The following is a 22,379-nucleotide window of genomic DNA, read 5'->3' as shown; positions in this document are numbered from 1 at the left end:
CCCACCGGTCCTTCCTGTATCCCGTCGGCCCTTCGGCCTGACGCACCGGCCACCCGCCGACCCCGGCGACCGACCAGACCGCACCAAGCGTCTGGGATCAGTTGAACCACGCAAAAAAGACGGAGCTGCAGAATGACTGAACCGACCTACCATCACGTGGGTGTCCTGGTGCCCGACATGGACAAGGCCATTGCGTGGTTCCAGGAGGTGGAGGGCATCTCCTTCCACCCGCCGCACCGCATGACGACGGTGGGACGGGTCGACCCCAACGAGTTCGGCGACGACGAACCCCACCAGGGAACGTCCTATCTCGCCTGGTCGAAGCAGGGCCCGCCCTACTACGAACTCGTGGAGGCGAAGGGGAGCGGCCTGCACTCCATCGAGCGCCACGGCGCCGGGCTCCACCATGTAGGTCTGTTCGTGCCCGATGTCGACGCGGTGATTGCCAGGCTCGCGGCGCAGGGCGTCGGGCTCGAAGGCAAGGTTCTGGGCCCCGGCGGCACCACCATGGTCTGCTGGGCCTCCCCCAATTCCGCCACAGGCCTGATCGTCGAGTACATGGACGGGCGGCTCCGCACCGGTATTCAGGGATGGATAGACACAGGCACTCCCCCGGCCGCTCCTGGGACCATCGCGAGTGAGTGAGAACCACCCGGCGGCCATCCGATCCCCTTTCCGGTAGCCGCCACAATCCAGCGTTCACGAACGTGTCCCGGCTCGGCCGGCATAGCTGATTCCCCCGGAACACGCCGCTCGCTCGAGCCATCACCATCGGCTGCCGCTTCAGACCCCGCCCGGTATCCGGACGGTCAGGGGTGCGGCGTCACGGCCTGGAAGGGACGCCGATCCGTACACCCTGCCGTTGGACAACCCGGACGAGCCGGCATTGTCAACATGCCGGCCAGAACAGGAAGGACTCGCGATGGACGACGAACGGCCTTCAGCCGACAACGCCCGCGCCGACGCCGCCAAGAAGGTGGCATTGGCGTTTCTCGCCTCGCTCGTGTCGTGCGACCCGGACGCGGTGCGCGCAACCCTGTCCCCCGATGCGGTGCTCGTGCTGCCCCGGCCGGCATACGCCGGCACCACGATCCAGGGCGCGGACAACCTGGCCGAGGCGATCGCCGAACTCGGCCGTCAGTACGAGTCGCCTCAGCCGTCCTTGGGCGCGGTGGTGGCATCCGACCACCAGGTGATCGCGGAGTGGCGGCTCCAGGCCACAATCGCTGCAACGGGACAGCCGTACGACCAGCACTATTGCTGGGCTTTCGACCTGGTTGACGGCCGAATCACCGAGATCCGGGAGTATCTGGACACAAAGTACGGCCTAAGTGTGATGGGCGAGACAGCCCGGCCAACGCTCCGATCGCACGCATCTGCCGGAGCCGAACGCCATGGGTGACCGCCTGCAGGGCACAGTGGCCGTTGTCACCGGTTCCACCAGCGGGATCGGCCGGGCGACGGCGCTGCGGTTCGCCAGTGAGGGCGCCGCCGTCGTGGTGACCGGGCGCACGGCGGCCCGAGGGGAGAAGGTTGTCAGCGAGATCGAACGGTCCGGTGGCCGAGCGGCCTTCGTGCCCTGCCAGTTGGACCAGGAGGACGACGTCCGTCGCGTCGTAGACCATGCCGTGGAACGGTTCGGGCGGCTCGACGTGCTGGTCAACAACGGTGTGGCCACTGACCTCGTGGCGCCGGGCGGTGTCGATACCCAGGTCGGCGACCTGGACACGAGTCGATGGGACGCCATCATCCGGGGCTGCACCACGACCGTGATGTGGTCGTGCCGGGCGGCGCTGCCTCACCTTACCGCCGCTGGCGGGGGAGCCATCGTCAACGTGTCCTCCGCTGCCGCGTCGCGGGGCATACCTGGGGCGGCCGCATATCAGTCGGCAAGGGCGGCCACCGAGGCACTCACCCGCTCCATCGCTGTCGATTACGCCGCACACAACATCAGAGCCAACAACCTGATCGTCGGCTTCGTCGCCAGCCGGCCCAGCCACGAGGCGATGCTCGCCGATCCGGTGGCGGGCCCGGCGATCCGGGCACTGCATCTGACGCCGGTCGGCCGTCCGGATCACATCGCCGCCGCCGCGCTTTTCCTTGCGTCCGACGACGCGGTGTACCTCACCGGTACCGACCTGTTCGCCGACGGAGGGGCCACCTCGCGGATGCCCGTCCCGGACCTGACCGCGGCGCGGGCTGCTGGGGCACGGGCGACGGCGGCGCAGGCGATGGCTGACAGGACCTGACGGCGGTCGCAGTTCTGGAACACCGGCCGAGGTCTCCGCCGCGAACAGGAGCCGCGTGCTGCGCTGCCGAGTTCGGCCCTCCTCTGGGCGAAGTGGAAGAGCCAGGGCCAGCACTTTGTCGGTGCCGTCGCCTTCCCCCGCCTGCAGGGAACGGCCCCCATTGGCCAGTTGTACAAAGCCGGCCTTCGAGGCCGGAACTCGCCCAGCACACGACAGCGCGGCCCGCCGGATGTCCGGTGGGCCGCGCGCTAGGGGTGGGTAGTGCGTCACATGTGGACGGTGGGGGTCGCGTCGGGGTTCTGGGCGGGGGCGCCGCGCCGGTAGAGGATGACGCTGATGATCAGGCCCGCGACGAAGAAGGCGGCGGACCACCAGTAGGCGGCGACGTAGCCGCGCGATGCCCAACGAGCCGCCGATCTGCTGCATGGTGTTGACGGTGGCGGAGGCGACGCCCGCGTCCTCGCTGCCCACGCCGTCGGTGGCCAGATTCATGGCGGGGGCCATCACCAGACCGAGGCCCGACACGACCAGCGGGGGAAGGATCTCAATGGCGTAGCTGCTGTCGAGTCCGAGGGCGGTCAGCCAGACCATGCCGGCGGCGGCCAGTCCCATGCCGAGCGGCACGACGGACTTGGGGCCGAAGCGGGGGATCAGTGGCAGCAACTGCCGACTGGGCCACGGACCATCACACGTCTCCCGGCCGTGGATCCTGCAGCGCAGTTAAGACCTCAATGGCACACAGCTGTCCAAACCGTCCCAGGCCAGGTACTGCTGCGATCAGCTCGTCCAGCGCGTCTGACCCCATAGCGATCAGCGCATGCTGGGCGTCCTCCGCCACTTCGCTCAAATCTGCATCCAGTTCGCCAACCAGCTGGGCAATCGTGCCGTCCATAACCCTGAGCTTGGCTCGGCGGCACCCACCACGACCACTCGATGAACCACTCATCCCACGCCCACGACGACGCTGGTGTCCACGGCCCCCGGACGACCGGACGCTCACCCACACCACAGCAGCTCCCACCAACCAGTGAGAGTGGAAGATCCAGATAACGGCCTGCTCATCAGTCAGAAACTCCACCGCCGACGCCCGCCCGACGACCTTTCCACGAACCCCGGCGGCACCCCCGACAGGTGTGCTAGCCAACCAAGATCAATCTCAGCGGCACTTTCCGTACCGCAACTACTCACACCCGGCGAGGCCCGCGAGTTCGCGGAAACTGAAGGTCTTTTCGCGGGAACCCGAGGATGGACGGTCGTGTTCTCGTGGGTTCGGCTTCCAGGTTCAGGCGAACACGCGGGGCAGGTGCCGAGCGGGCCCGCCCCTGGGTGCCTTCCCTGGAAACGGTCCTGACACCGTAGGAGTCATGAGAGCAGAAGGAACGACACCGGAACCGGAAACCTCTATGCAGAGTGGGCTCACATCTCTGGGTGGGGTAGCGTGCCGTTATCAGGCGGATGAGATACGCCCGGAAGATCTGCCGATGATCGCTGCTGAGGCGCTCGCAGCCGGACTGGACAGCCCGACATTGTGCGAGCTCGCCGGTTGGCCTCGCAACGCGGATGCCCGCGACATTCGTGACGCGTTCGAGCAAGCACTTGCCGAGTCCGGGATCCGGTTGCCGGATCGGGGCCTGGCGCGGCGCCACGCTCTGCGCCGGATGGCGGCGAGACTCATCGATGGAGAGATAACTCCCGCTGACCTGGCGACGGACGATTGGTGGGAGACGGATGTCGAGACCGCGGCGGAGCAATCGTTCGTGGCGCTGATCCCGCAGTGCGATTGCTGCATCGAGTACACGTTGGGGCTTGACCAGCAGACGTGGGCGGCCCAGCTGCGGAACGCTGCCCTCGCCCTGACATCGTCTCCGCCGATCAGCCGCGGATGCTGACTGTGCCTGGCGTGCTCATCCTCAGCAAAGGGGTGGACCGTTAAGCAGATTTCACTGAGCCTCTTTCATCCTCTGCTGGAGGGTGTTTGTGCGCGCAGAGAACACTTCGACGGCGCTGCCAGACAAGCATCGTTTGTACAGACCCGTAACTTCTACGTGAAAGGGGCCTGTCTGCAACTGACGGTCCCGCGCGCTGTATCAAGGGAGTGAGTCATGAGTTCTCAGGTGAAGGCATTCGGGTTCGGCATGCCGTGGGAGTCGTTGTACGGGTACAGTCAGGCCACTCAGGTCGGTGACACGGTTTATGTGTCGGGGCAGCTGTCTCATGACCGTCACGGCAACTTCGTGGGTGCCGGCGACTTCGAACTGCAGGTCCGCACCACGCTGGAGAATCTGGACCTGGTGCTGAGGCAATTCGGGGCCGAGCGTGGCCAGATAGCGGAGACCACGGTTCTGGTGAGGAACCTGCGGGAGAACTTCGACACGACAGCACGCCTCCACGCCGAGTACTTCGGGGAGCACCGGCCCGCCAGCACGGTCATGGGCGTTTCCGACTTGGCACTGCCGGACCAACTCGTGGAGATCGGCGCGCTCGTGCGTCTCGATGTGAAGCCATAGGTGAGGAGGCCGGCCTGATTCCTTCAGTGAACCTCTTACATCCTGAATAGTTGCAGGTCAGCAGCGTGTGGACGGCTTGGACGATGGTGCCGATAAGGCGGGTGGAGCATCTGGCTCGTCGTAGCAGCCGCCAGGCTTTCAACTGGGCGAAGGCGCGTTCGCCGGGGGCTCTCAGCCGGGCATGATCGCGGATGAACTGCTGGTAATGCGGGGGCTGTTCGCGGTGGCCATGCGGGACGTCGAGCGGGGCAGGATACGGAACCAACAGGGCCCCTTCGGCCGCCGGTGTGATGAGTGGAATCACCACGCCAACGACGAGGGGCCCTGCCTCGTCACCACACCCGCTGACCAGCCCATTTCATCCTCCAGCACAGGACGAAAGAGGTTCACTGAAGTGGCTGTTCAGCGGCCTGGTGCAGCAGCGCCCGTGCGGAGTCCGCGTATCGCATCGCGGTCTTCTCGTCGAGCCCGAACACCTCGGCGAGGTGGAGCGGGTCGGGCCCGTGAGTCAGGGCCTCTTCGAATTGTCGGTCGACGCGGAGCCGCTCCAGCGTCGCGTCCTGCCCACGCATCGCGGCGCTGATCCAGTGGTTGCTGGCGCGGCTGGTTTTCGTGGCGGTCTGGTTGTTGATCAGCAGGTGGAGATTCGCGGTATTCGGCCACCGGCGGCGCCGGTGCTCTAGCCAGTCCAGCAGCAGCTTCCGGGTGAGATCGTCGAGCGGGCGGACGCGTCCGGCGATGGTCAGCCGGCGATTGCCGAGATCGACGTCGTCGAGCATGAGGTTGGCGATCTGGGCGACCCGGACGGCGTGGACCGCTGCGAGGGCGAGGATGAGCCGCGTCGCCGGCGTGGTGGCCGCCGCGACGGAGCGGTCGACCTGCTCGGGGACAAGCGGTTGCAGCACGGCGTACTCGTATTGCCCGACCTTGATCCGACTGGTGGGGTTGCGGAAGATCAGCCCGTTCCGCTTGGCCCATGTGAATAGCGAGCGCAGGGCGACGAGTTGGTCGTGGCGCTGGTGGCCGTGCAGTGTTTTGATGTAGGTGAGGACGTCGTCGCGGGTCACTTCACGCAGGTGGTCGTAGGGGTTCGACCATTCCAGCAGGGCCGGGCGGACTCGGTTGAGGTAGAGCCAGACTGTGCCTTCCCGTCGCGGGAGGCTGCGGGGGCCGCCGTCGTGCAGGACGCGGGTCCAGCGCTCGGCCTCCGAGCGGATGCCGGGTGCGAGACCCTCCAGCCTTTTGGCGAGCCAGCGTTCGAAGGAGGGTTCGCTGTCGTCCTCGAAGATCCCCATCTCGTCCAGGACCGTGACGGTGTGGCCGACCGGCAGGTCCAGGGCCCGCAGCGGGGTGAAGATCTCCGTGTGCCGGATGACGTCGCCCTCGACGTGTCCGGTGAGGACGAGGGCCAGGCCGCGGTTGACGGCGAAGCGTATGTTGCGTCCCCAGCCTCGGGTCTCGGCGAGCCGGTGGGCGAGGTACTTTGCCCAGGCCAGCCACGGGCTGGTCAGGTCGGCGTCGGCCAGGGCGAGCCGGCTGTAGTCACGGGGGATCTGTGCGAACAGCGGTAGCTGCTGCCAGCCGGGATCCGGGTGCCAGGCCGGTGCAGGAGGCGGCTTGCGCGGGGCTCCCCGCCGTCCTCCGCGCGTCCGAAATGTGGGGGTCGGTCTCCTGCGGTAGTGCATCCCGACGAAGAACAGTTGGTGATGCCGGACGGCGGCGAGCCGGTCCCGCACGTCCGTCTCGTCCGTGGGCTGGCCGACGACGGCCTTCGCACTGAGGCGGGCCTGGCACCAGCACAGGCGGCAGTAGTTCCACTTCAGCGGCTGGACGCGACGGCAGCCGGTGCATGCGGCCGCGTCGTGGCCGCGGCCGAACATGTAGCAGGTGGGGCAGAGGCGGCCGCTGAAGTTTCCCCAGGCGAGGCAGCTGTCGCAGGAGTCGGTGGGCTTGACGTAGCCCTTCGGGAACCGTGCCACTGGATCACTCCGGCGGCAGCGACCGGCCGTCTCGGCGCTTGGGGATCACCTTCGGTGCGGCGGTTCCCGCACCGACCGCGGCCCGTTCCGTCTCCTCGGCCCGGCCAGGGCGGCTGACCTTCTCCGGTTCGGGGATCAGCAGGTCGCCGATCTCGCAGCCGAGGACCACGCAGATGACGTCCAGGTCCTCCAGCTTGAGCGAGACCGGCTGGCCGGACCACAGCCCGGACATCTTGCCGGCCGAGATCACCAGGCCGTGCTCGGCCAGGCTCCGCTGGAGCTCGGACGCCTTCCAGATACCCTTGTGCGCGGCGGTCAGCCGCAGGTTCCACCTCATCGGGCCAGTCCTTCCAGCCGCTTCGCGGCCCGTTCCATCCCGGCGGCCCAGGCGTCCTCGACCCGGGTCTGCTGCACGTGGATATACCGCATGGTCGTGGCGATCCAGGAATGTCCTAAGACCTCCTGGATTGCGAGCAAATCCAGTCCGTTTCCATAGAGTTGGGACGCACAGAAATGCCGCAGGACGTGCGGTGTCAACCTGTCCGTCCAGCTCGGCAGGTGAGCCTGGACCGCGTTGTCGAGCCCGTTGCGCAGGGCGTCGTCGCCGACCCGGCGGGCAGAGCCGTCGGTGTTCTTGCGCTCGCTCGGGAACAGCGGGGCACCAGGGCGAGTGTGATCGTCGTCGAACTGACCCCACACATCCTCGATGAACCACCGCAGTGTCCGGTCGGCACCATTGATCAGCGGAACCATCCGCTCGCGCGGCCCCGAGCCGCGGGCCCCCTTGCCGTGGCGGACGTGGAGCTTGCCGAAGCGGCCCAGGTCCCACTTGATGTCGCCCAGGTCGAGCCCACACGCCTCGCTCACCCGCAGGCCGACCTGGGACATCAACTTCGAGGCGGTGTAGTTCCGTGCGGTCGGGGCGAACTTCCGGCAAGTGGCCAGCTCGCCGCCCCAGCCGGTGAACAACGTCCGGATCTCCGGCTCACTCGGCGGGATCCGCAGCTGGGTGTCCTTGGCCCCGCGCGGCCGGTTCATCTCGTCGATCGGGCACTCGACCACCCGGCCGGTCATCCGGTGGATTTCGACCTTGTGCCGCAGCTCCAGGAACATGAAGTACGTGCTCAACGCCTGCGACCGGCCCAGCCGGGTACCGCTGGGCGAGTCCCGCAGCACCTTCCCGAAGTACATGTCCGCGTCAGCAGGCTCCATGTCCCACAAGGGCCGGCCGAACCAGGTCCTGATCTGATCCAAGTGACCGACGTCCCCGCGGATGGTGCCGTCCGCCAGCCCTGCTGAGGCCCGTGCCAGGACGAACCCGGACAGCACATCGGTCTCGAACCGCTCCAGCTCCTCCGCCGACGCGGGCGCCCAGTGTTCACGCAGGTCCCGTACGACTGCCAGCGCCGCCAACCCGAGCCTCCTCACCTTCGACCCGACTGCGAATCGGTCGGACGAGATGAGAACGCTTCAAGAATCCCGAAGTTACGTCACAAGCAAGCAGAGCACACAAAGGAGGAAGAACCCCCTGGCCACAGGCCCAGGAACTCAGCGGGCTCAGGGGAACTCGCGGAATGTCGCACACACCCGTAGGCCGCAGGCCCAACGCGGCGCACGCACGACCCCGCCCGTCCCGGAATGGGGGACCGGACATCTGCCTTGTCTCGCTGTTGAGGACGACGAAAGCCGCGACCAAGGTCTGATCGCAGCATCCGTTTGTATCGCGGGATGCCCGTGAGGGGCGCCTTTCAGACGGCGAGCTGTTCGCTGATCTTGCCGGCCTGGAGTCGGGCCTGCTCGTGCGCGTCGGCCAGGGACGCCTCGTGGAGCGGGCGGAGTTCCGCCAGGGCGGGCATGACGGGCGCGTACGTCAGTTCCGGGACTATGGTGCGCACGTCGAGTCCGAGGACGTGGTGGTCGCCGAGGATGGTCTCCAGGGCCGGGACGACGAAGTCCTTGCCGTGGTTCGGCGTGCCGGGACCGTAGCCGCCGCCGCGAGCGGAAACGAGCACGGCCGGACGGCCTGCCGAGGCGGGGCCCTCCGGGCCGAAGTTCAGCGTGCGGCCTATAACCAGGACCTGATCGATCCAGGCCTTGAACGCGGACGGCATCGAGTAGTTGTACATCGGCACGGTGAACAGGTACGCGCTCGCGCCCAGGAACTCCTCAACGAGTTCCTCCTGAACCGCAACGGCCCGGGCCTCTTCGGGGGTGTGCTGCGCCGGGTCGGTGACACGGGCGGATATGCCGGCCGCAGTCAGGTGCGGGACTGGGGTGGCGGCGAGATCGCGGTGGACCACGCTGCCGTTCCAGGCATCACGGAAGGACTGGGCAACCCGGCGGGAGTACGAGTCGGCGCCAAGGGCGGAGGAGTCAATGTGCAGCAGGTAGGACATGGTTGATACCTCTCGGAAGATAGGCGGAACGTCGTACTGGGCGTCGTTCCTCAGCCGGGGGACGAGCGAGGAACCCCAGCACGTTGGGCTCTGCAGAGTGACGGGTCAGTTGGCGATGGGCTTCACGGTCGGGGCCCAGCCCTTGGCGACGAACTTGTGGCCCCAGGCTTCGGAGTTGGAGGGGTTGGCCTGGACGAAGCTCTCGTCGAGCACCGTGCCGCCCGCGCCGAACTCCATGTCGAAGCCGGTGGGTGTGCGCAGGTAGAAGGAGACGAGGTTGTCGGTCATGTGACGGCCAAGAGTCACGGTGATCTCGTGACCACGTTCCTGTACGAGGTCGTAGGCCCGGCCGACGTCGTCGAGGTGGTCGGACTCGATCGCGATGTGCTGGACGCCCCGCATGCCGGGTATCGCGACATAGCCGAGGCAGTGGGTACGCGGGTTGCAGCGGTAGAACTGCGGGCCGGTCTGCTGTCCGTCGGGCAACTTGGCCGTCCAGTCCCCGAACAACTCCATGCCGAGCACCCCGGTGACGAAGTCCTCAAGTTCGGGAGTGATGTCGGGCACGACAAAGACGACGTGGCCGACGCCGTCGATGCCCGCGACGAAGTCGCCGGTCATGGGCTTACCCGGGAGGAAGGACCCGGACGTGAAGGTGGCACCGTAGAAGATCTCGTGGACGAAGTCGTACGGGTCCTTGAACTGGGCGAGTCCCTGAACCTGACGCTCGGCGGCCTCCTCCGGCGTACCCAGCCGCGGGGCGAAGCCCTTGTCCTCCAGCTCCTTGACGGCCGCCCGGAAAGCGGCCTTGTCCTTCAGCTCCCAGCCGACGTAGGCAAGGCGCTCCTCATCGCCAGGGTGGATGGCGATGCGCTGGTGGCGGTCGTCCATCCGCAGTCGGACCGTGCCGTCGGCACCGGGCTCGCCCAGGCCGAGGCCGAAGACCTCCGGGCCGAAGGTCTCCCACTCCTTGTACTGGGGGGACTCGAAACCGAGGTAGCCGAGTGAGCGGATCTGCATGATGTGACTCCTGTTCAGGGTTGGGCAGCTGCGGCAACAGCGAGAATGAATGGCGTACGGCAAGGACAAGCGGCACCCCCACGGCACCGCGTTGAAGGTGAAGGCACCGGGGTCATTGCGGCGCGTGCGAGTGACTGCGGCGAGACCCGTACGACGGCCTCACCGGTGGCTGACGACGGGGTCAGCGCCGTGGCGATGTCCGTGGCGCCGAGCAAGATCAGGCTGGCCAAACGCGCCGAGCGATTCGGGCGCGTCGATGACGTCACACAGTGGTGAAATCGCAGAGCGCCGAAGGAGAGGTCCCCGCCTGCGGCAGGCTCTTGGCCAGCTTCTCCTTCGACCGGATGTGCTTCACCAGTCAGGCGACGGCGAACCTGGCAGCGAAGAGCGCCCCGACGATCCACGGGGCGGCGTTCACCTGAGGTGCACTCCGGTCAGGCTGAGTCCACCCGCCAGGGGAGGTGGAAGGCAAGGCGACGCGGCGCGTCACGCAGAAATGATCGCGAGCTTGCCGAGCGAGCCGGAGCCGAAGTCGGCGAATGCCTGCGGCGCCTGCTCCAGCGGGTAAGTGGCGGTGACCGGCACCCTCAGGCGACCGGCGGCGACGTCAGTCACCAGGCGCTCCAGGGTCGCGGTGTTGGCGTCGGCCATCACTGAAAAGGCGGTGAGGTCGCGGCCCTCGACGGCCTCGGGACCGAAGCCCAGCGTGGAGGCGATCCGGCCGCCGGCCGTCACCAGGTCGGCCAGGGCGGATCCGTCGCCGGCCAGGTGGATCGCGGCGTGCACCCCGGCAGGGGCGATGGCCGTCACCTGGGCGGCGAGGTCACCGGTGTAGTCCACGACGTGGACGTTCGCACCGCCGAGCGAGCGGACGAAGTCGGCGTCCGCACCGGGCCTGGCGGTGGCGATCACGCGGGCGCCCCGCGCGGTGGCGTACTGCACGGCGATGGAGCCCACCCCGCCGGTCGCCCCGGCGATCAGCACCGTCTCCCCCTCCTTGGGGTCGACGGCGTCCAGGCTGCCGACGGCGGCAGCACCGGCAAGGCCCAGCGCCCCGGCATCCGTGGCGGACACGCCTTCCGGGATGCGCGCGACGCCGTAGCCGGCGGGCACGGCGACGTACTCGGCCAGCGACCCGGCGCCCAGGAACGGCTTGGCCGCGACTCCAAAGACCGCGTCTCCGGCGGTGAACGCTGTCACACCCTCGCCGACCGCCTCGACGGTGCCGGCGAAGTCCATGCCGAGCACCAGCGGGAAGCGGTGCTCCAGCATCTCCTGGACGTATCCAGCGGCCGCGGCGACATCGAAGCCGTTGACCGACGACGCCGCGACCTTCACCAGCAGCTCACCAGCCTCCAGCTGCGGCACCGGCGCCTCGGCGATGACGGGGGTGGCGGGAACGGAGTGAACGGTCAGAGCACGCATGGCGCGCCTCCTCAAGAACTAAGTGGATGCGGTCTTCCGCTTCTGTCGAACCACCATAACAGGCGAACTGGATGGGGTATTCCAGTTGGCCTTAGGATGGGTGCCATGACGCCGCCCACAGCCTCCGACGACACACCGCAGCCCTTGCGTACGGACGCCGAACGCAACCGCGAACGTCTGCTCGCGGCAGCCCGGCAGGTCTTCTGCCAGCAGGGACTCGACGTACCGATGGCGGCGATCGCCCGTCAGGCCGGTGTCGGCATCGCCACCCTCTACCGCCGCTTCCCCACCCGCGAAGACCTCATCGGAGCCGTCTTCGCCGACCGGATGGACGCCTACGCGGACGCCATCACCGAGGCCCTCGCCGACCCCGACCCGTGGCACGCCTTCGCCGCGTACATCGAGCGCATCTGCGCCATGCAGGCCGCCGACCGCGGCTTCGCTGATCTGCTCACCCTCACTTTCCCCACCGCCAAGGCCCTGGAGGCCAAGCGCGCAGAGGCCTACGAGGGCTGGCTCGAACTGATCAAGCGAGCCCAGGGCACCGGCCGCCTGCGGCCCGACTTCTCCCCCCAGGACCTGCCCGTCCTGTTGATGGCCAACGCCGCGATCATCGCCGCCACCGACGACACCGCGCCCGATACCTGGCGGCGCCACGTCACGTACATGCTTCAGGCCTACGCCGCAGACCCGGCCGACGCCGGCGAGCTGCCGCCCGCTCCCACCCCGAAGGCGCTGTTCCGGGCCATGATCCGCCTGACCCGGGATCCTGCCTCGCGCCGCTGAGCACGGACCGCCGTCGGTGCTGACGCTCCGGTCACGCAGAATGTCCGGGCGCCCGGCTCTGCTCCGATTGCCAGCGACGCAAGAGGAACGCCGTCACGCGGCTGGTGGCCGTGCCGACGCTGCGGCGCGCGCCGACGAGTGCCTGGATTCCGATGAGGACCCAGACGAAGTTCGAAGTGACGGAGGGCCACAGCCACTACGACTGCAACGTCGCCCTGTCGCTGGTCGCAGGGGGCCTTGGAGTCGCGGTGGTGCCGTCCCTTGCGGTGCTCGGCATGCCACTGGACGGGGTGAAGGCGGTGTCTCTGCCGGGACTCGGCTCTCGTAGCCTGACCGCCCGGCACCGTGCCAGCCGTTCCGAGCCCCGCAAGGAGGTCGCGATCGTCCTGGACGGCATCCTCAAGTCCGCCGCCGACCTGCCCCGGACTACCTGAATGCTCCTGGCGGGACCAGTCATGCATGGTTGGGACCTCGGTGACCCGCGTTGTCACATCGGACGCCCGCTACCGGGCCGCCTCAGTGCTGGCCCCAGATGTTCGTTGCCGTCTTCCCGGCGGACGGCGTGCGGGTGCCGTCGAAGGCACCGGGAAAGTGCGCTTCGACGGCCCGCCGCATGCCCTCCTCCCAGCCGACCTTGCAGTCCCCGATCAGCGACCGCCGCCTGGTGTTGTCCGAGGCAAACGACTGCCGGGACTCCGCGCTCGGGACGAAGCCGACCTCCAGCCCTGCTCGTCGGGCGAGAGCGGTGCAGTACTCCCGCAGTGAGAGAGCGTCGTCGCCTGCCAGGTTGACGATGGCTGGCGTCGTCGAGGCCACGTCCCACAGGCGAGGGAGGAACATCGTCACGTCCTCGGTGCTGATGGGCGAGGACCAGATGTCGGATCCGTCTTCCGGAAGCCAGATGGGTTCGCCTGCAAGGATGCGGCCGAAGAACTCGACCGGAACACCACCCCAACCGGTGGGGCCGTAGCAGACGTTGAGGCGCGCAATGGTGGTGCGCAGGCCGAGAACGCGGGCGAACGCACGGACTGCGGCCTCGGCGGCCAGTTTTCCGATCGGGTAGGTCGGCGCATACGGGGCGTGACCGCCGAGCGGGTCATTTTCGGCGATGAGGTGGTCCGGGGTCGGCGGCTGCCTGTACACGGCGAACGCCGAGACGAAGACAAATGCCTCGGCCGCACGGCAGTGGTGCATGAAAGTGCCCGCCGCCACCGCGTTGGCCTGGGCCGCGGTGTCCGAGTCGGGCTGCCCCCGGTACGGGGCGGCATGGACGACATGGGTGAAGTCCGACGGCACCCCGTCGACGTTGTCGGCACCCATGGCCCAGGAGACGGTCCTGATACCGAGGGACTCCAGATCTCTTCTGACCACCGGATCGGTGAAGCGCGCCGCACACCAGACCTCGTTGTCCTGCGCCAACGCCTCCGCAGCCGGCCGGAACGCCTGGCCGGTCGCTCCGGTGAAGAGAATCTTCCTGTCCGTCAGCGTCACTGCCTCGTCCCGTCCTCTGATCGAAATTCGGCCTTACGACCGGATAATCCGCCTGAGTGATTGAGATCGAACGGATCAGGCGCGGCTCCGGATCGGTCTCTACGCGGCTCCCTCCAGGTCGCCCTACTCCCCCCGCCAGACCGGATCCCGCTTCTCCGAGAAGGCCAGCGCTCCTTCCCGGGCGTCGGCCGAATTCCGGACCGGGTCCACGATCGCCGCCTGCCGCTCGAACGCCTCGTGGGACGGCCAGTCCTGCGACTCGACCACGACGCGCTTGGAAGCGGCAACCGCCAGCGGTCCGTTGGCAGCGATGCGCTCGGCCAGGCTGCGTGCCTCCGCCAGCGCGCCGCCGGGCGGCGTCAGCCGGGTGACCAGGCCGAGTCGTTCCGCGGCCTCGGCGCCGAGCCGTTCACCGGTGAGGACGAGCTCCATCGCGCGGTGGTAGGGGATGCGGCGAGGCAGCCGGAGCAGTCCGCCCCCCGAGGCGCACTGGCCCCGCTGCACCTCGGGCAGTCCGAAGACCGCGTCCCGGGCAGCCACGACGAGATCGCAGGCCAGGACGATCTCGAAGCCGCCGCCCAGGGCGAAACCCTCGACCGCGGCGATCACCGGAGCACGCGGCGGCTGCCACACGATCCCGGCGAAGCCGCGCTCGCTGCGGGGCAGCCTGTCGCCGGCTGCGAAGGCCTTCAGGTCCATTCCGGCGCTGAACGTTCCGCTACCGCCGGTGAGGACGGCGACGTACAGGGACGGGGCGGCGTCGAGCTCGTCGAACGCGGCCGAGAGGGCCTGCGCCGTGTCGTAGTCGATGGCGTTGCGCACGGCAGGGCGGTCGATGGTGATGACCATGACGCCGTTGTCGCGCTCGACGGCGACCTGTTCCTGCGCCATGGTCACCGCACGCCCCACAGCACGGCCTTGGTCTCCAGGTACTCCTCGAGCCCCGCCTCGCCGAATTCGCGCCCGATGCCACTGCGCTTGTACCCGCCGAACGGGCCGTGCGGGTTGGTCCCGCCACCGCCTCCGTTGAGCGCGACCATGCCGGTACGCACCTGCCGGGCGACGGCGAAGGCACGCTTCGGGTCGGCCGCCCAGACGGCGCCGGACAGCCCGAAGTCGGAGTCGTTGGCGATGGCTGCGGCCTCGGTGTCGTCATCGAAGGGGATCACCACACCTACCGGGCCGAAGATCTCTTCCTGGGCGATGCGCATGGAGTTGCGTACATCTGCGAAGAGCGTGGGTTCGTGGAAGAAGCCCGAGTCGAGGCCGGTCGGCCGCCCGCCGCCGTACACCAGCCGTGCTCCGTCCTCCTGCCCGATCCGCACGTAGCGCTCGACCCGCTCGCGCTGGGCCTCCCGAATCAGGGGCCCCATGTCGGTGGCGGGATCGTCGGGGTCACCGATCTTGAGTCCGGCCAGCGCAACGGACAGGCGCTCCACGGTCTCCGGGTAGCGGCTGCGGTGCACCAGCACCCTGGTCAGACAGGCGCAACCCTGGCCGCTGTGACGGGTGAAGCCGAGGGCTGCATGCGGTACGGCGCGGTCCAGGTCGGCGTCGTCGAGGATGATGTTGGCCGACTTGCCGCCGAGTTCCAGCACGACCTTCTTGATGCCCGGAGCACCCTGGGCCATGATCTTGGCGCCTACGGCGTCCGAGCCGGTGAAGGTGACGACGTCGACTCCGGCGTGCGTGGTGAGGCGCTCCCCGGCCGCGATGTCTCCGGTGACGACGTTCAGCACGCCCGGCGGTATCTCGGCCTGTTCGGCGATCTCGGCGATCAGCAGGGCCGCGAGGGGGGTGTACGGCGAGGGCTTGAGCACGATGGTGCAGCCGGCGGCGAGCGCGGGCACGACCTTGCTCATGTTGGTGAGGAAGGGGTAGTTGAACGGCGTGATGGCCGCGACCACCCCGGCGGGCTCGCGCAGCACCACACCCTGGCCGATGCCGGCACCGAAGGTGGGCGGCATCGGGCGGCTGAACTGGAAGGTGGCCAGTACCCGGTCCACCATGTCCGCCAAGTGGTCGAGTGGGGACTGCACTTGGAGCGTCTCGGCGAGTTTGCGGGGTGACCCCGCTTCGGCGACGGTGAGATCCACGATCTCGGGCTTACGGGCGGCCAGCAGGTCAGCGAACCTGTGGAGAACGACGGCCCGCTCCGCAGGGGTGGTCCGCCCCCACGGCCCTTCGTCGAACGCGCGCCGGGCCGCCAGCACGGCGTCGTCGATGTCCGCGACCGTCGCCTGCGGTACGTCGGCGAGTTGCGCGCCGGTCGCCGGGTTGATCACGGCGAGTGCCGTGTCCCCCGACCCTTCGGACCACTTGCCGTCGATGTACAGGCGACGTTGCACGGCTGGGTTCCTCACTTTTCGTCAGACAGTGCGATGGGACAAGGTGATGGCGCGCTCCGGGCAAGCCTCGGCAGCCTCGGCCGCCTCTTCGGCTGCGGACCCGGAGAGCACGCCGGGTGCTGCTTGGGCAAAGCCCATGTCGTCCAGGCTGAACAAGCGCGGGGCGATCTCGGCACAGATGCCGTAGCCACAGCACTTCGACCGGTCGACACGGATCTCCGCGGCCTCCGCGCTCATCAGATGTTCTTGAGCAACCGCAGGGCATTGCCGCTACGGATCTTCTCCCGGTCCTCCTCCGCCAGCCCGAAGCCGTCCGTCAGGTCACCGACGTGACTGTCGGAACCGGAGAAGTTGTCGCCGTACAGCAAGTGGTCGACGCCGACGATGTCGGTGACGGCCCGTCGCATGGCCGGGTGGTGGACGTCCAGGTCGTAGTAGAAGTTCGAGGCGTACTCGATGACGTCCTTCTTGTTCTTCGAGTCGGGCGCCATGGTCTTGTTGGTCTCGTTGAACCGCCCCAGCTGGTAGGGGATGAAGCCGCCGCCGTGGGTGACATAGATCTTGAGCTGCGGGAAGTCGTCGAGGACTCCACCGTTGATCAGGTGCCAGAAGAACAGCGTCTCATCGTGGTTCATCCCCACGATCGAGGTGGTGTCGTACGGATCCGTGCCCGCGTCCTTGCCCCAGGTGACCGACTGGTTGTAGCCGTGCACGAAGACCATCACGTCCAGCTCGCAGAGCTTCTCCCACAGCGGCCGGAAGGACGGGTCGGAGACCTCCTTGCCGCCGAAGTTGGCGCCGCCCATGCTGATGCCGGACGCCCCGAACCGCGTGACCGTACGCTCCAGTTCGGCTGCGGCGGCCTTGGGATCCTGAGCGGGCACGTGCGCCCAGTACTTGAGTACGTCGGGGTCGTTGGCGCAGTACGCCGCCAGGCTGTCGTTGACCTCCTGGGCGAACCGGATCGCGAACTCCGGTTCGGTGTGGTAGTTGACCATGTGGAACGGCATCGACAGCACGGCCTTGTCGATACCGGCCTTACGGAAGGACTCGAGCCGAAGTTCCGGGGTCCAGCGCTCCTCGTATATCTGTTCGATCGTGGGCGCCTCGGGCCTGGTAGTCCCCAGGGTCCAGTCCCCGATCCGCAGGGTGCCGCTCTCCCAGAACGGCCCCCAGTGGGGGTGCTTGTCGAACATCTCGGTGGTGAGCTGGTGCGCGTGCAGGTCGAGCAGCATGGTGCGACTCCTTAATCGGATCAGGACGCGACCCCGTACGCCGTGTACTGACACCCGCGGGTACAAAAGTAGTTAGCCATAATGAACAGTGTGCGTCAATACTGTTCCATTGGTTTCCGCGACAACGAACGCCGGAGTCCCCGGGGACCGCAGCCAAGCACTTGCCCACAGACGCAGGCCGAGCACATCCACCGCGCGTCCAGGCCGCGCCACCACCCGAGCGGTGACCCTTCGCCCCCGTCCGGCATCGGGCGTCGAGGTCACAGCGGCGTCGGCGACGTCGGGATGCCTGCGCAGCAGGGCCTCGACCTCGGCGTCGGACGCGCGTGGGGCCCGATCCGCAGGGACATCCACCCAGTTACTGAGGAAGACGTAGCCGGCCTCGTCCTTCCAGCCCCGTTCGGGGAGCCTCGCCCAGGCCGACGCGCCGACGGCCCCGGAGCGTCTCACCCACACCTCACCGTCCACTCGCGGAGGGCACGGCCGCCCACAGGGGTCGCGGACTGCGACGTCGATCCCCGGCATCGGCCGGCCGATCGAGCTGATCCGCTCCCCTCCGAAACGGTGAGCTTCCGGTTCGAGCACGGTGACGACCGGCTCGACCGGATCCGGCAGATAGGTGCGCACGAAGTCCGTCTCAGGGAAGACCCGAAGCGCCCGCTCCAGCAAGGATCCGGGCAACGGCTCGCCGTCGTACACGATCACCCTCGGTGCCGTCGCACGCCGGAGGGGCGTGCGCCTCTCCCGGTGCTCGACAATCCTGCCGAGCATGGTGGGGGCCACCAGGGTGTGCGTGACATTCCATCGGGCGATCGCCGCCAGCCATGCCTCGGGGCTGAAGCCGGGCAGCTGAACCAGACGACGCCCCGCGCGGAGGCTTCCGAGCAGTCCGGTCACGCTGGTGAACCGGTGGGGTTCCAGGCAGATCAGGGCTGCCTCGCCAGGCTCTGCGAGGACAAAGTCCGGCGCGTCGAGCACGGGCCGGCACAGGTCTTGGTGGCTGAGGGAGACCGTTGCACCGTCGTCGGAACACAGCAACAAGGCAGCGGCGTGCAGGGAGACCGGGGCGGGCGCGGCGTGGGGAGGCGGTGGGGCTGCCGTAGCGGCAACCCAGTCCCTCGCAGTCAGGACACGGGGCGCCGAGACCATGCGGGCGCCTCGGGCCGCCGTGTCCGCGATGACGAGGGCCGGGCCGGTCCTGCGCAGGATGTCACGCAGTCGAGCCATGCCCCACCTGGGGTCCAGGGGCAGCAGAGGCCGTCCCGCGAAGGCGCTCGCACAGAGTGCCAGCGCGAAGGCGGGGCCACTGGGGCCGATGAACACGACGGGACCGGCGCCCTCCTCCTTCACCAGCGCCGCACCGGTCAGGGACCGGCGCCACAGGTCGGCAAGGGAGAGTGCCGCCCCTTGAGGCCCCAGCACCTCACGGTGCGGCGCAACCCGAACCGCCCGCTCGAGCAGCATGGCGATGCTCACCCGGCTCACCTCCACGGTGGTTCAGTCGGACGAGGGCAGCGGTTTGGCGGCCTTGATGCCCAGCGGCCGCCCGTCGACGGCCAGTGGTCCGCCACCGCCCTTCGTGCACAGCAGCTCCAGCCCGGACGCCTCGTCGTGGTAGCGCTTGCCGAGCAGCACCGCTTCGCTGTCGGGAGCCGCGCCGGGGACTGCCGACGCGGCATTTTCCAGGGGGATCAGCGTCGCGTCCGCGCATGTGAGGGAGACGGGCTGCGCCGGGGGGCGGACCACCACCACCTCGACGCCGGACGAGGGGCTGCGCAGTCGTGCGCCTACGGCGAACGCCGTGCGGGGACCAAGGGATTCGGTATCGGAAGTACCCATGAGCAGGACGGTACAACTTTTACGAAATCTGTTCAAGCGGTCTCATTTAAGTGCGAGCCCGGGAAGCGCCCGGAGCAGGGTCGGCGCCTCGTGGGCAGGACCCCTGTCGTCGGCGTCGCACACCCGGCCGCCGACAAGTACCCAGAAAGCGTCCACGCGTTGATCGACCGAACCCGCCCGGCCGCCAGGGACAAGGAAGTCGGCGAGGGCGATGCGCAGCGCGAGTTCCGCCGCGTCATGGCGGCTGATGACCCTGGTCCGCACGGCTTCGGCCGAGTCCAGAACCGGGGTCAGGGCGCGGGCGACGACCTGCACGATCTCCGGGAAACGGCGCTGGAGATGGGACAGCACGTACGCCGGGTCGTTGTCGAAGAGCATCTGCGAATCGGGCAGCACCTCCGCCATGCCCGGCAGACTCGCCATCACCACGTGCACGCGGCGTTCCACTGCGGGTTCGGCCTGCACCGCCTCGTACAAGGCTCGCTCCCAGCGGTGCCGCACCCGCTCGTTCATGCACTCCAGCAGAACGTCCCGGGTACCGAAGTAGCGGTAGACAGTTCCTCGGGACACGCCGGCCGCGGCGGCGACGGTCGCCATCGAGAGCGCTTCGACCCCGTCGTGGGCAGCCACCAGAAGCGCACCCGCAAGGATGCGCTGCACCATCTCCGTCTCTCGCCCCGCGGCCTTCGCGTTCGCCGCTGCGAACTTGCGGTCGGCCTGCCGTGACCCGCCCCTGGTCGCGCTCATGCCGCAGCTCCTCCTCGCCTACCGTGGCGCGGCACATGAAGCCGCGCCCCCGGCATGTCGAGGTGCTGGTACACGCTGAGCTGCACGGCGACACTGCCGGACGGGCGGGACGTTATGCACGTTACGTCCCGAAGTGAGCCTAGGCTCGCGTTACGGAGGGGTCAATCCATTTACATCGGCATTCTTGCATCAGGACCTCACGTATGTCACCGACGGCTGTTCAACCTCATCTCCTCGGAGACGTCACGCCCCGGGTCACCGTCGGCCAGGTAGGAGTAGTCGCCGCGCCGCTGCCGATCGACGAGTTCCTGGTGAACCTTGCGGAACCGCAGGCCGGCGGCGTCGAACCGGGAGTTCATGTCCTTCTCTTCGGTGCTGCGGTCCAGATAGAGCGGGTTCTGGGGGCGCACGGCCCAGTTGTCCTGGCTGCCGACGATGTGCGTGCTGAACGGGAAAAGGTTCCGGGCCAGCTTCGTGGTGTGCTGGACGTTGTAGATGACCGGTGTGCGGGTGCGCCCTGGAGTCTCCGGATTGGCCGGGTGCAGCATACGTACCGATATGCCCGGATTGAAGTCTCCGTGCAGCACACAGACCCCGCTGCGCACATGCACCAACGTGACCAGGCAGGCGTCCTGGGTGTCGGACTTGGCCAGTCCTCGCTGCATCTTCGGCGTGGGGCGGCCGATGGCCGTACGGGTCATGGTGACGGTCTCGGATGTGGAGTCGACCGTGATCTCGTCGTGCTCCGAGAGCGGGTCGCCGGTCAGCCAGGAGTGCAGGAAGTCGGCGTGGGTGAGGTCGAGCAGGTTCTCGCAGATCAGCTCGTAGCTGCAGTCGAAGACTACGTTCTGATGGAAGTGGTGGGGCAGTCCGCCGGCTTCCGGCAGGTGCGGGATCTGCGGTACGAGGTCCGGTGACGCGTTCGCCGGGTCCCCGTACCAGACCCAGGCGTAGCCGTATCGCTCGACGACCGGGTACCGGCCCGTACCTCCGGTGAACTCGCTGGCGCGCAGCCGACCGCGGTCGCGATCGCGGGGAGAGTCCTCGCTCGCGACCAGGACGCCGTTCTCGCGCGCCAGATAGATCGGGCGTCCGTGGATCACCCGCAGCCGGGGGCGGCGCCCGATGAACACGGTCTGCAGGACGGGGAACCATGCGTCCCGCAAGGCGAACGCTCCGGGGCGGAAGCCCGCGGTGATCGATGCCGAACGATTCTTTCGCAGCTCGTCGGACTCGGATGCCGAGGAAGCGGAGGAAGCGGCAGCGGATAGATCGGTGGTCGTCATCGCCTTTCCTTTCACAACGGGGGCCATACCGTAGGGGGCTCAGGCACGCAGTGCGCGCAGTTGATCGAGAGCGGGGTCGAAGACCGTCTCCACGGCATCCGCAGCGGCCTCCAGTGGTTGTCCGGCACGGCCGGTCAGCCGCCTGCCGACCACCGACGGCCGACAGGCGGCGAGAAGGGCTCGAGCGGCGGCTCCCTGGGCCTGGACCCGCCAGCGCACGGTCGTGCGGTGCGATCCCGTCGGGGTCAGCGCGGCCAGTACCCGTACGGAACCTCCCCCCGGGACATCGGCCACCACGGTGGTGAAACCGGTGGCCACGCGGGTTCCGATGTCGGTGACGGTCGTGATCCCGCCGAGGGGGGCCTCGAAGGTCTGGATCCGGGGCAGGTCCAGCGTGAGCCGGTCGCGCCGTACCGTGACGACATCACCCTCGCCGTCGAAGTCATGCTCCGGGCCCAGCACTTCATCGCCGGAGCCGAGCAGCGGGCCGAGGTTCAGCGCGACGCCCGGGTTGAACAGCAGCGCCTCCGAGATGCGCTCGTACGATGCGCGCGCCAGGGCCGTGCCGCGCACGACCGCGCCGCCGGGCGTCACCGATCCGGCGGACGGCACAACGAGATCGGAGCGGGGGGCGGGCGCACCGGCGCCCGTCCACAGGAACACCAACCCCTCGGCCTCCGCGACCGGAAACGCGGCCACCTTGATCCGCGGCGAGGGGGTCTCCCCCGGTTTGAAGTTGGGGATCAGCGTGCACTGGCCGTCGGCGCCGTTGAACGTCCAGCCGTGGTAGCCACACTGCAGACCCTCGTCGATCACCCGGCCCATGGACAACGGCAGCCGCCGGTGCGGGCAACGGTCCAGCACGGCACGGGCCTTGCCGTCCCCGTCTCGGTACACGGCGACCGGCTGGGCACCGAGCCGCACCGGCCGGGGCTTGCCGCCGAACTCGGACGCGTACCCGATCGGCCACCAGCCGGCGGGCAGGCCGAATCCCCTGTCCGTCTGCCGCTCCGCGGGCGCCCACGACGGGCCGTCCTCCCGTGGCACATTCACGTGTTCCTGTACTTCCAC

24 protein-coding genes and 2 pseudogenes are annotated in these 22,379 nt (G+C 68.3%); 7 read left to right on the top strand and 19 right to left on the bottom strand.

The window, feature by feature from the left end; all coding sequences use genetic code 11:
• Window positions 1-132: 132 nt before the first annotated feature.
• The 3 genes from ACWIGU_RS39495 to ACWIGU_RS39485 all read left to right on the top strand — a co-directional run bounded on the left by ACWIGU_RS39495 (window position 133) and on the right by ACWIGU_RS39485 (window position 2,249).
• Complete coding sequence (locus ACWIGU_RS39495) at window positions 133-645, top strand: VOC family protein (RefSeq protein WP_454406636.1); 513 nt, start codon at window positions 133-135, stop codon at window positions 643-645.
• A 277-nt stretch (window positions 646-922) separates the two neighbouring features.
• The gene (locus ACWIGU_RS39490) at window positions 923-1,402 is read left to right on the top strand and encodes a nuclear transport factor 2 family protein (RefSeq protein ID WP_454406635.1); all 480 of its coding nucleotides are present in this window, start codon (window positions 923-925) and stop codon (window positions 1,400-1,402) included.
• Window positions 1,395-2,249: an SDR family NAD(P)-dependent oxidoreductase gene (locus ACWIGU_RS39485; RefSeq protein ID WP_454406633.1), complete on the top strand. Its 855-nt coding sequence runs from the start codon at window positions 1,395-1,397 to the stop codon at window positions 2,247-2,249. Before ACWIGU_RS39490 ends, ACWIGU_RS39485 begins: the two co-directional genes overlap by 8 nt.
• Window positions 2,250-2,515: 266 nt before the next feature.
• Here the strand turns inward: ACWIGU_RS39485 and ACWIGU_RS39480 are convergent.
• Window positions 2,516-2,903, bottom strand: a pseudogene (locus ACWIGU_RS39480) (MFS transporter); the annotation flags it as partial.
• Between the two features lie 31 nt (window positions 2,904-2,934).
• Window positions 2,935-3,141 carry a hypothetical protein gene (locus ACWIGU_RS39475; RefSeq protein ID WP_454406632.1) on the bottom strand — a complete coding sequence of 69 codons (207 nt, stop codon included), beginning with the start codon at window positions 3,139-3,141 and terminating at the stop codon, window positions 2,935-2,937.
• A gap of 589 nt (window positions 3,142-3,730) precedes the next feature.
• Here ACWIGU_RS39475 and ACWIGU_RS39470 point away from each other — a divergent pair.
• Complete coding sequence (locus ACWIGU_RS39470) at window positions 3,731-4,138, top strand: hypothetical protein (RefSeq protein WP_454406630.1); 408 nt, start codon at window positions 3,731-3,733, stop codon at window positions 4,136-4,138.
• A gap of 213 nt (window positions 4,139-4,351) precedes the next feature.
• Entirely contained in the window at window positions 4,352-4,756 is a 405-nt protein-coding gene (locus ACWIGU_RS39465; protein WP_345515915.1) for a RidA family protein, read from the top strand.
• 40 nt (window positions 4,757-4,796) lie between these two features.
• Here ACWIGU_RS39465 and ACWIGU_RS39460 read toward each other — a convergent pair.
• The 7 genes and pseudogenes from ACWIGU_RS39460 to ACWIGU_RS39430 form a co-directional block, all read right to left on the bottom strand.
• Window positions 4,797-4,982, bottom strand: a pseudogene (locus ACWIGU_RS39460) (IS5/IS1182 family transposase); the annotation flags it as partial.
• Between the two features lie 160 nt (window positions 4,983-5,142).
• Window positions 5,143-6,735, bottom strand: a complete 1,593-nt coding sequence (locus tag ACWIGU_RS39455) for a tyrosine-type recombinase/integrase (protein WP_454406628.1) — start codon at window positions 6,733-6,735, stop codon at window positions 5,143-5,145.
• A 4-nt stretch (window positions 6,736-6,739) separates the two neighbouring features.
• The gene (locus ACWIGU_RS39450) at window positions 6,740-7,072 is read right to left on the bottom strand and encodes a helix-turn-helix domain-containing protein (RefSeq protein ID WP_384145147.1); all 333 of its coding nucleotides are present in this window, start codon (window positions 7,070-7,072) and stop codon (window positions 6,740-6,742) included.
• A complete protein-coding gene (locus ACWIGU_RS39445) occupies window positions 7,069-8,148 on the bottom strand; it encodes a tyrosine-type recombinase/integrase (protein WP_454406626.1) in 1,080 nt (359 codons plus the stop codon). Before ACWIGU_RS39445 ends, ACWIGU_RS39450 begins: the two co-directional genes overlap by 4 nt.
• Window positions 8,149-8,483: 335 nt before the next feature.
• Complete coding sequence (locus tag ACWIGU_RS39440) at window positions 8,484-9,131, bottom strand: FMN-dependent NADH-azoreductase (protein ID WP_454406624.1); 648 nt, start codon at window positions 9,129-9,131, stop codon at window positions 8,484-8,486.
• Window positions 9,132-9,236: 105 nt separating this feature from the next.
• A complete protein-coding gene (locus ACWIGU_RS39435) occupies window positions 9,237-10,151 on the bottom strand; it encodes a VOC family protein (protein ID WP_454406623.1) in 915 nt (304 codons plus the stop codon).
• A gap of 486 nt (window positions 10,152-10,637) precedes the next feature.
• Complete coding sequence (locus ACWIGU_RS39430) at window positions 10,638-11,576, bottom strand: NADP-dependent oxidoreductase (protein WP_454406622.1); 939 nt, start codon at window positions 11,574-11,576, stop codon at window positions 10,638-10,640.
• A 105-nt stretch (window positions 11,577-11,681) separates the two neighbouring features.
• Here ACWIGU_RS39430 and ACWIGU_RS39425 point away from each other — a divergent pair, with 105 nt between their 5' ends.
• Together ACWIGU_RS39425 and ACWIGU_RS39420 are read left to right on the top strand one after the other, a co-directional pair.
• Complete coding sequence (locus ACWIGU_RS39425) at window positions 11,682-12,362, top strand: TetR/AcrR family transcriptional regulator (RefSeq protein WP_454406621.1); 681 nt, start codon at window positions 11,682-11,684, stop codon at window positions 12,360-12,362.
• A gap of 152 nt (window positions 12,363-12,514) precedes the next feature.
• Window positions 12,515-12,796, top strand: a complete 282-nt coding sequence (locus ACWIGU_RS39420) for a hypothetical protein (RefSeq protein ID WP_454406619.1) — start codon at window positions 12,515-12,517, stop codon at window positions 12,794-12,796.
• An 82-nt stretch (window positions 12,797-12,878) separates the two neighbouring features.
• Here ACWIGU_RS39420 and ACWIGU_RS39415 read toward each other — a convergent pair whose 3' ends face one another.
• The 10 genes from ACWIGU_RS39415 to ACWIGU_RS39370 all read right to left on the bottom strand — a co-directional run bounded on the left by ACWIGU_RS39415 (window position 12,879) and on the right by ACWIGU_RS39370 (window position 22,379).
• Complete coding sequence (locus tag ACWIGU_RS39415) at window positions 12,879-13,853, bottom strand: NAD-dependent epimerase/dehydratase family protein (protein WP_454406618.1); 975 nt, start codon at window positions 13,851-13,853, stop codon at window positions 12,879-12,881.
• A 123-nt stretch (window positions 13,854-13,976) separates the two neighbouring features.
• Window positions 13,977-14,744, bottom strand: a complete 768-nt coding sequence (locus ACWIGU_RS39410; protein ID WP_454406791.1) for a crotonase/enoyl-CoA hydratase family protein — start codon at window positions 14,742-14,744, stop codon at window positions 13,977-13,979.
• A gap of 2 nt (window positions 14,745-14,746) precedes the next feature.
• Window positions 14,747-16,201: an aldehyde dehydrogenase family protein gene (locus ACWIGU_RS39405; protein ID WP_454406617.1), complete on the bottom strand. Its 1,455-nt coding sequence runs from the start codon at window positions 16,199-16,201 to the stop codon at window positions 14,747-14,749.
• Window positions 16,202-16,222: 21 nt separating this feature from the next.
• Window positions 16,223-16,438 (bottom strand): ferredoxin, encoded by a 216-nt coding sequence (locus ACWIGU_RS39400; RefSeq protein WP_454406616.1) that lies wholly within the window; start codon window positions 16,436-16,438, stop codon window positions 16,223-16,225.
• On the bottom strand, window positions 16,438-17,436 hold the full coding sequence (locus ACWIGU_RS39395) for an amidohydrolase family protein (protein ID WP_454406615.1): 999 nt from the start codon (window positions 17,434-17,436) through the stop codon (window positions 16,438-16,440). The genes ACWIGU_RS39400 and ACWIGU_RS39395 overlap by 1 nt, the downstream gene beginning before the upstream one ends.
• 72 nt (window positions 17,437-17,508) lie before the next feature.
• The gene (locus ACWIGU_RS39390; protein WP_454406614.1) at window positions 17,509-18,912 is read right to left on the bottom strand and encodes a class I adenylate-forming enzyme family protein; all 1,404 of its coding nucleotides are present in this window, start codon (window positions 18,910-18,912) and stop codon (window positions 17,509-17,511) included.
• A gap of 21 nt (window positions 18,913-18,933) precedes the next feature.
• The gene (locus tag ACWIGU_RS39385) at window positions 18,934-19,275 is read right to left on the bottom strand and encodes a hypothetical protein (protein ID WP_454406613.1); all 342 of its coding nucleotides are present in this window, start codon (window positions 19,273-19,275) and stop codon (window positions 18,934-18,936) included.
• A 42-nt stretch (window positions 19,276-19,317) separates the two neighbouring features.
• The gene (locus ACWIGU_RS39380; RefSeq protein ID WP_454406612.1) at window positions 19,318-20,022 is read right to left on the bottom strand and encodes a TetR/AcrR family transcriptional regulator; all 705 of its coding nucleotides are present in this window, start codon (window positions 20,020-20,022) and stop codon (window positions 19,318-19,320) included.
• A 206-nt stretch (window positions 20,023-20,228) separates the two neighbouring features.
• Complete coding sequence (locus tag ACWIGU_RS39375) at window positions 20,229-21,308, bottom strand: hypothetical protein (protein WP_454406611.1); 1,080 nt, start codon at window positions 21,306-21,308, stop codon at window positions 20,229-20,231.
• 39 nt (window positions 21,309-21,347) lie between these two features.
• A complete protein-coding gene (locus tag ACWIGU_RS39370; RefSeq protein ID WP_454406609.1) occupies window positions 21,348-22,379 on the bottom strand; it encodes a Rieske 2Fe-2S domain-containing protein in 1,032 nt (343 codons plus the stop codon).

Source organism: Streptomyces sp. NPDC055400 (assembly GCF_053644375.1).
This window is presented reverse-complemented; position numbering and strand designations above follow the sequence as displayed.

Coding starts and splice junctions, on each gene's coding strand:
- ACWIGU_RS39495 (WP_454406636.1), top strand. CDS start 133: ATGACTGAACCGACCTACCATCACGTGGGTGTCCTGGTGCCCGACATG.
- ACWIGU_RS39490 (WP_454406635.1), top strand. CDS start 923: ATGGACGACGAACGGCCTTCAGCCGACAACGCCCGCGCCGACGCCGCC.
- ACWIGU_RS39485 (WP_454406633.1), top strand. CDS start 1,395: ATGGGTGACCGCCTGCAGGGCACAGTGGCCGTTGTCACCGGTTCCACC.
- ACWIGU_RS39475 (WP_454406632.1), bottom strand. CDS start 3,141: ATGGACGGCACGATTGCCCAGCTGGTTGGCGAACTGGATGCAGATTTG.
- ACWIGU_RS39470 (WP_454406630.1), top strand. CDS start 3,731: ATGATCGCTGCTGAGGCGCTCGCAGCCGGACTGGACAGCCCGACATTG.
- ACWIGU_RS39465 (WP_345515915.1), top strand. CDS start 4,352: ATGAGTTCTCAGGTGAAGGCATTCGGGTTCGGCATGCCGTGGGAGTCG.
- ACWIGU_RS39450 (WP_384145147.1), bottom strand. CDS start 7,072: ATGAGGTGGAACCTGCGGCTGACCGCCGCGCACAAGGGTATCTGGAAG.
- ACWIGU_RS39440 (WP_454406624.1), bottom strand. CDS start 9,131: ATGTCCTACCTGCTGCACATTGACTCCTCCGCCCTTGGCGCCGACTCG.
- ACWIGU_RS39435 (WP_454406623.1), bottom strand. CDS start 10,151: ATGCAGATCCGCTCACTCGGCTACCTCGGTTTCGAGTCCCCCCAGTAC.
- ACWIGU_RS39430 (WP_454406622.1), bottom strand. CDS start 11,576: ATGCGTGCTCTGACCGTTCACTCCGTTCCCGCCACCCCCGTCATCGCC.
- ACWIGU_RS39425 (WP_454406621.1), top strand. CDS start 11,682: ATGACGCCGCCCACAGCCTCCGACGACACACCGCAGCCCTTGCGTACG.
- ACWIGU_RS39420 (WP_454406619.1), top strand. CDS start 12,515: ATGAGGACCCAGACGAAGTTCGAAGTGACGGAGGGCCACAGCCACTAC.
- ACWIGU_RS39410 (WP_454406791.1), bottom strand. CDS start 14,744: ATGGCGCAGGAACAGGTCGCCGTCGAGCGCGACAACGGCGTCATGGTC.
- ACWIGU_RS39400 (WP_454406616.1), bottom strand. CDS start 16,438: ATGAGCGCGGAGGCCGCGGAGATCCGTGTCGACCGGTCGAAGTGCTGT.
- ACWIGU_RS39395 (WP_454406615.1), bottom strand. CDS start 17,436: ATGCTGCTCGACCTGCACGCGCACCAGCTCACCACCGAGATGTTCGAC.
- ACWIGU_RS39385 (WP_454406613.1), bottom strand. CDS start 19,275: ATGGGTACTTCCGATACCGAATCCCTTGGTCCCCGCACGGCGTTCGCC.
- ACWIGU_RS39380 (WP_454406612.1), bottom strand. CDS start 20,022: ATGAGCGCGACCAGGGGCGGGTCACGGCAGGCCGACCGCAAGTTCGCA.
- ACWIGU_RS39375 (WP_454406611.1), bottom strand. CDS start 21,308: ATGACGACCACCGATCTATCCGCTGCCGCTTCCTCCGCTTCCTCGGCA.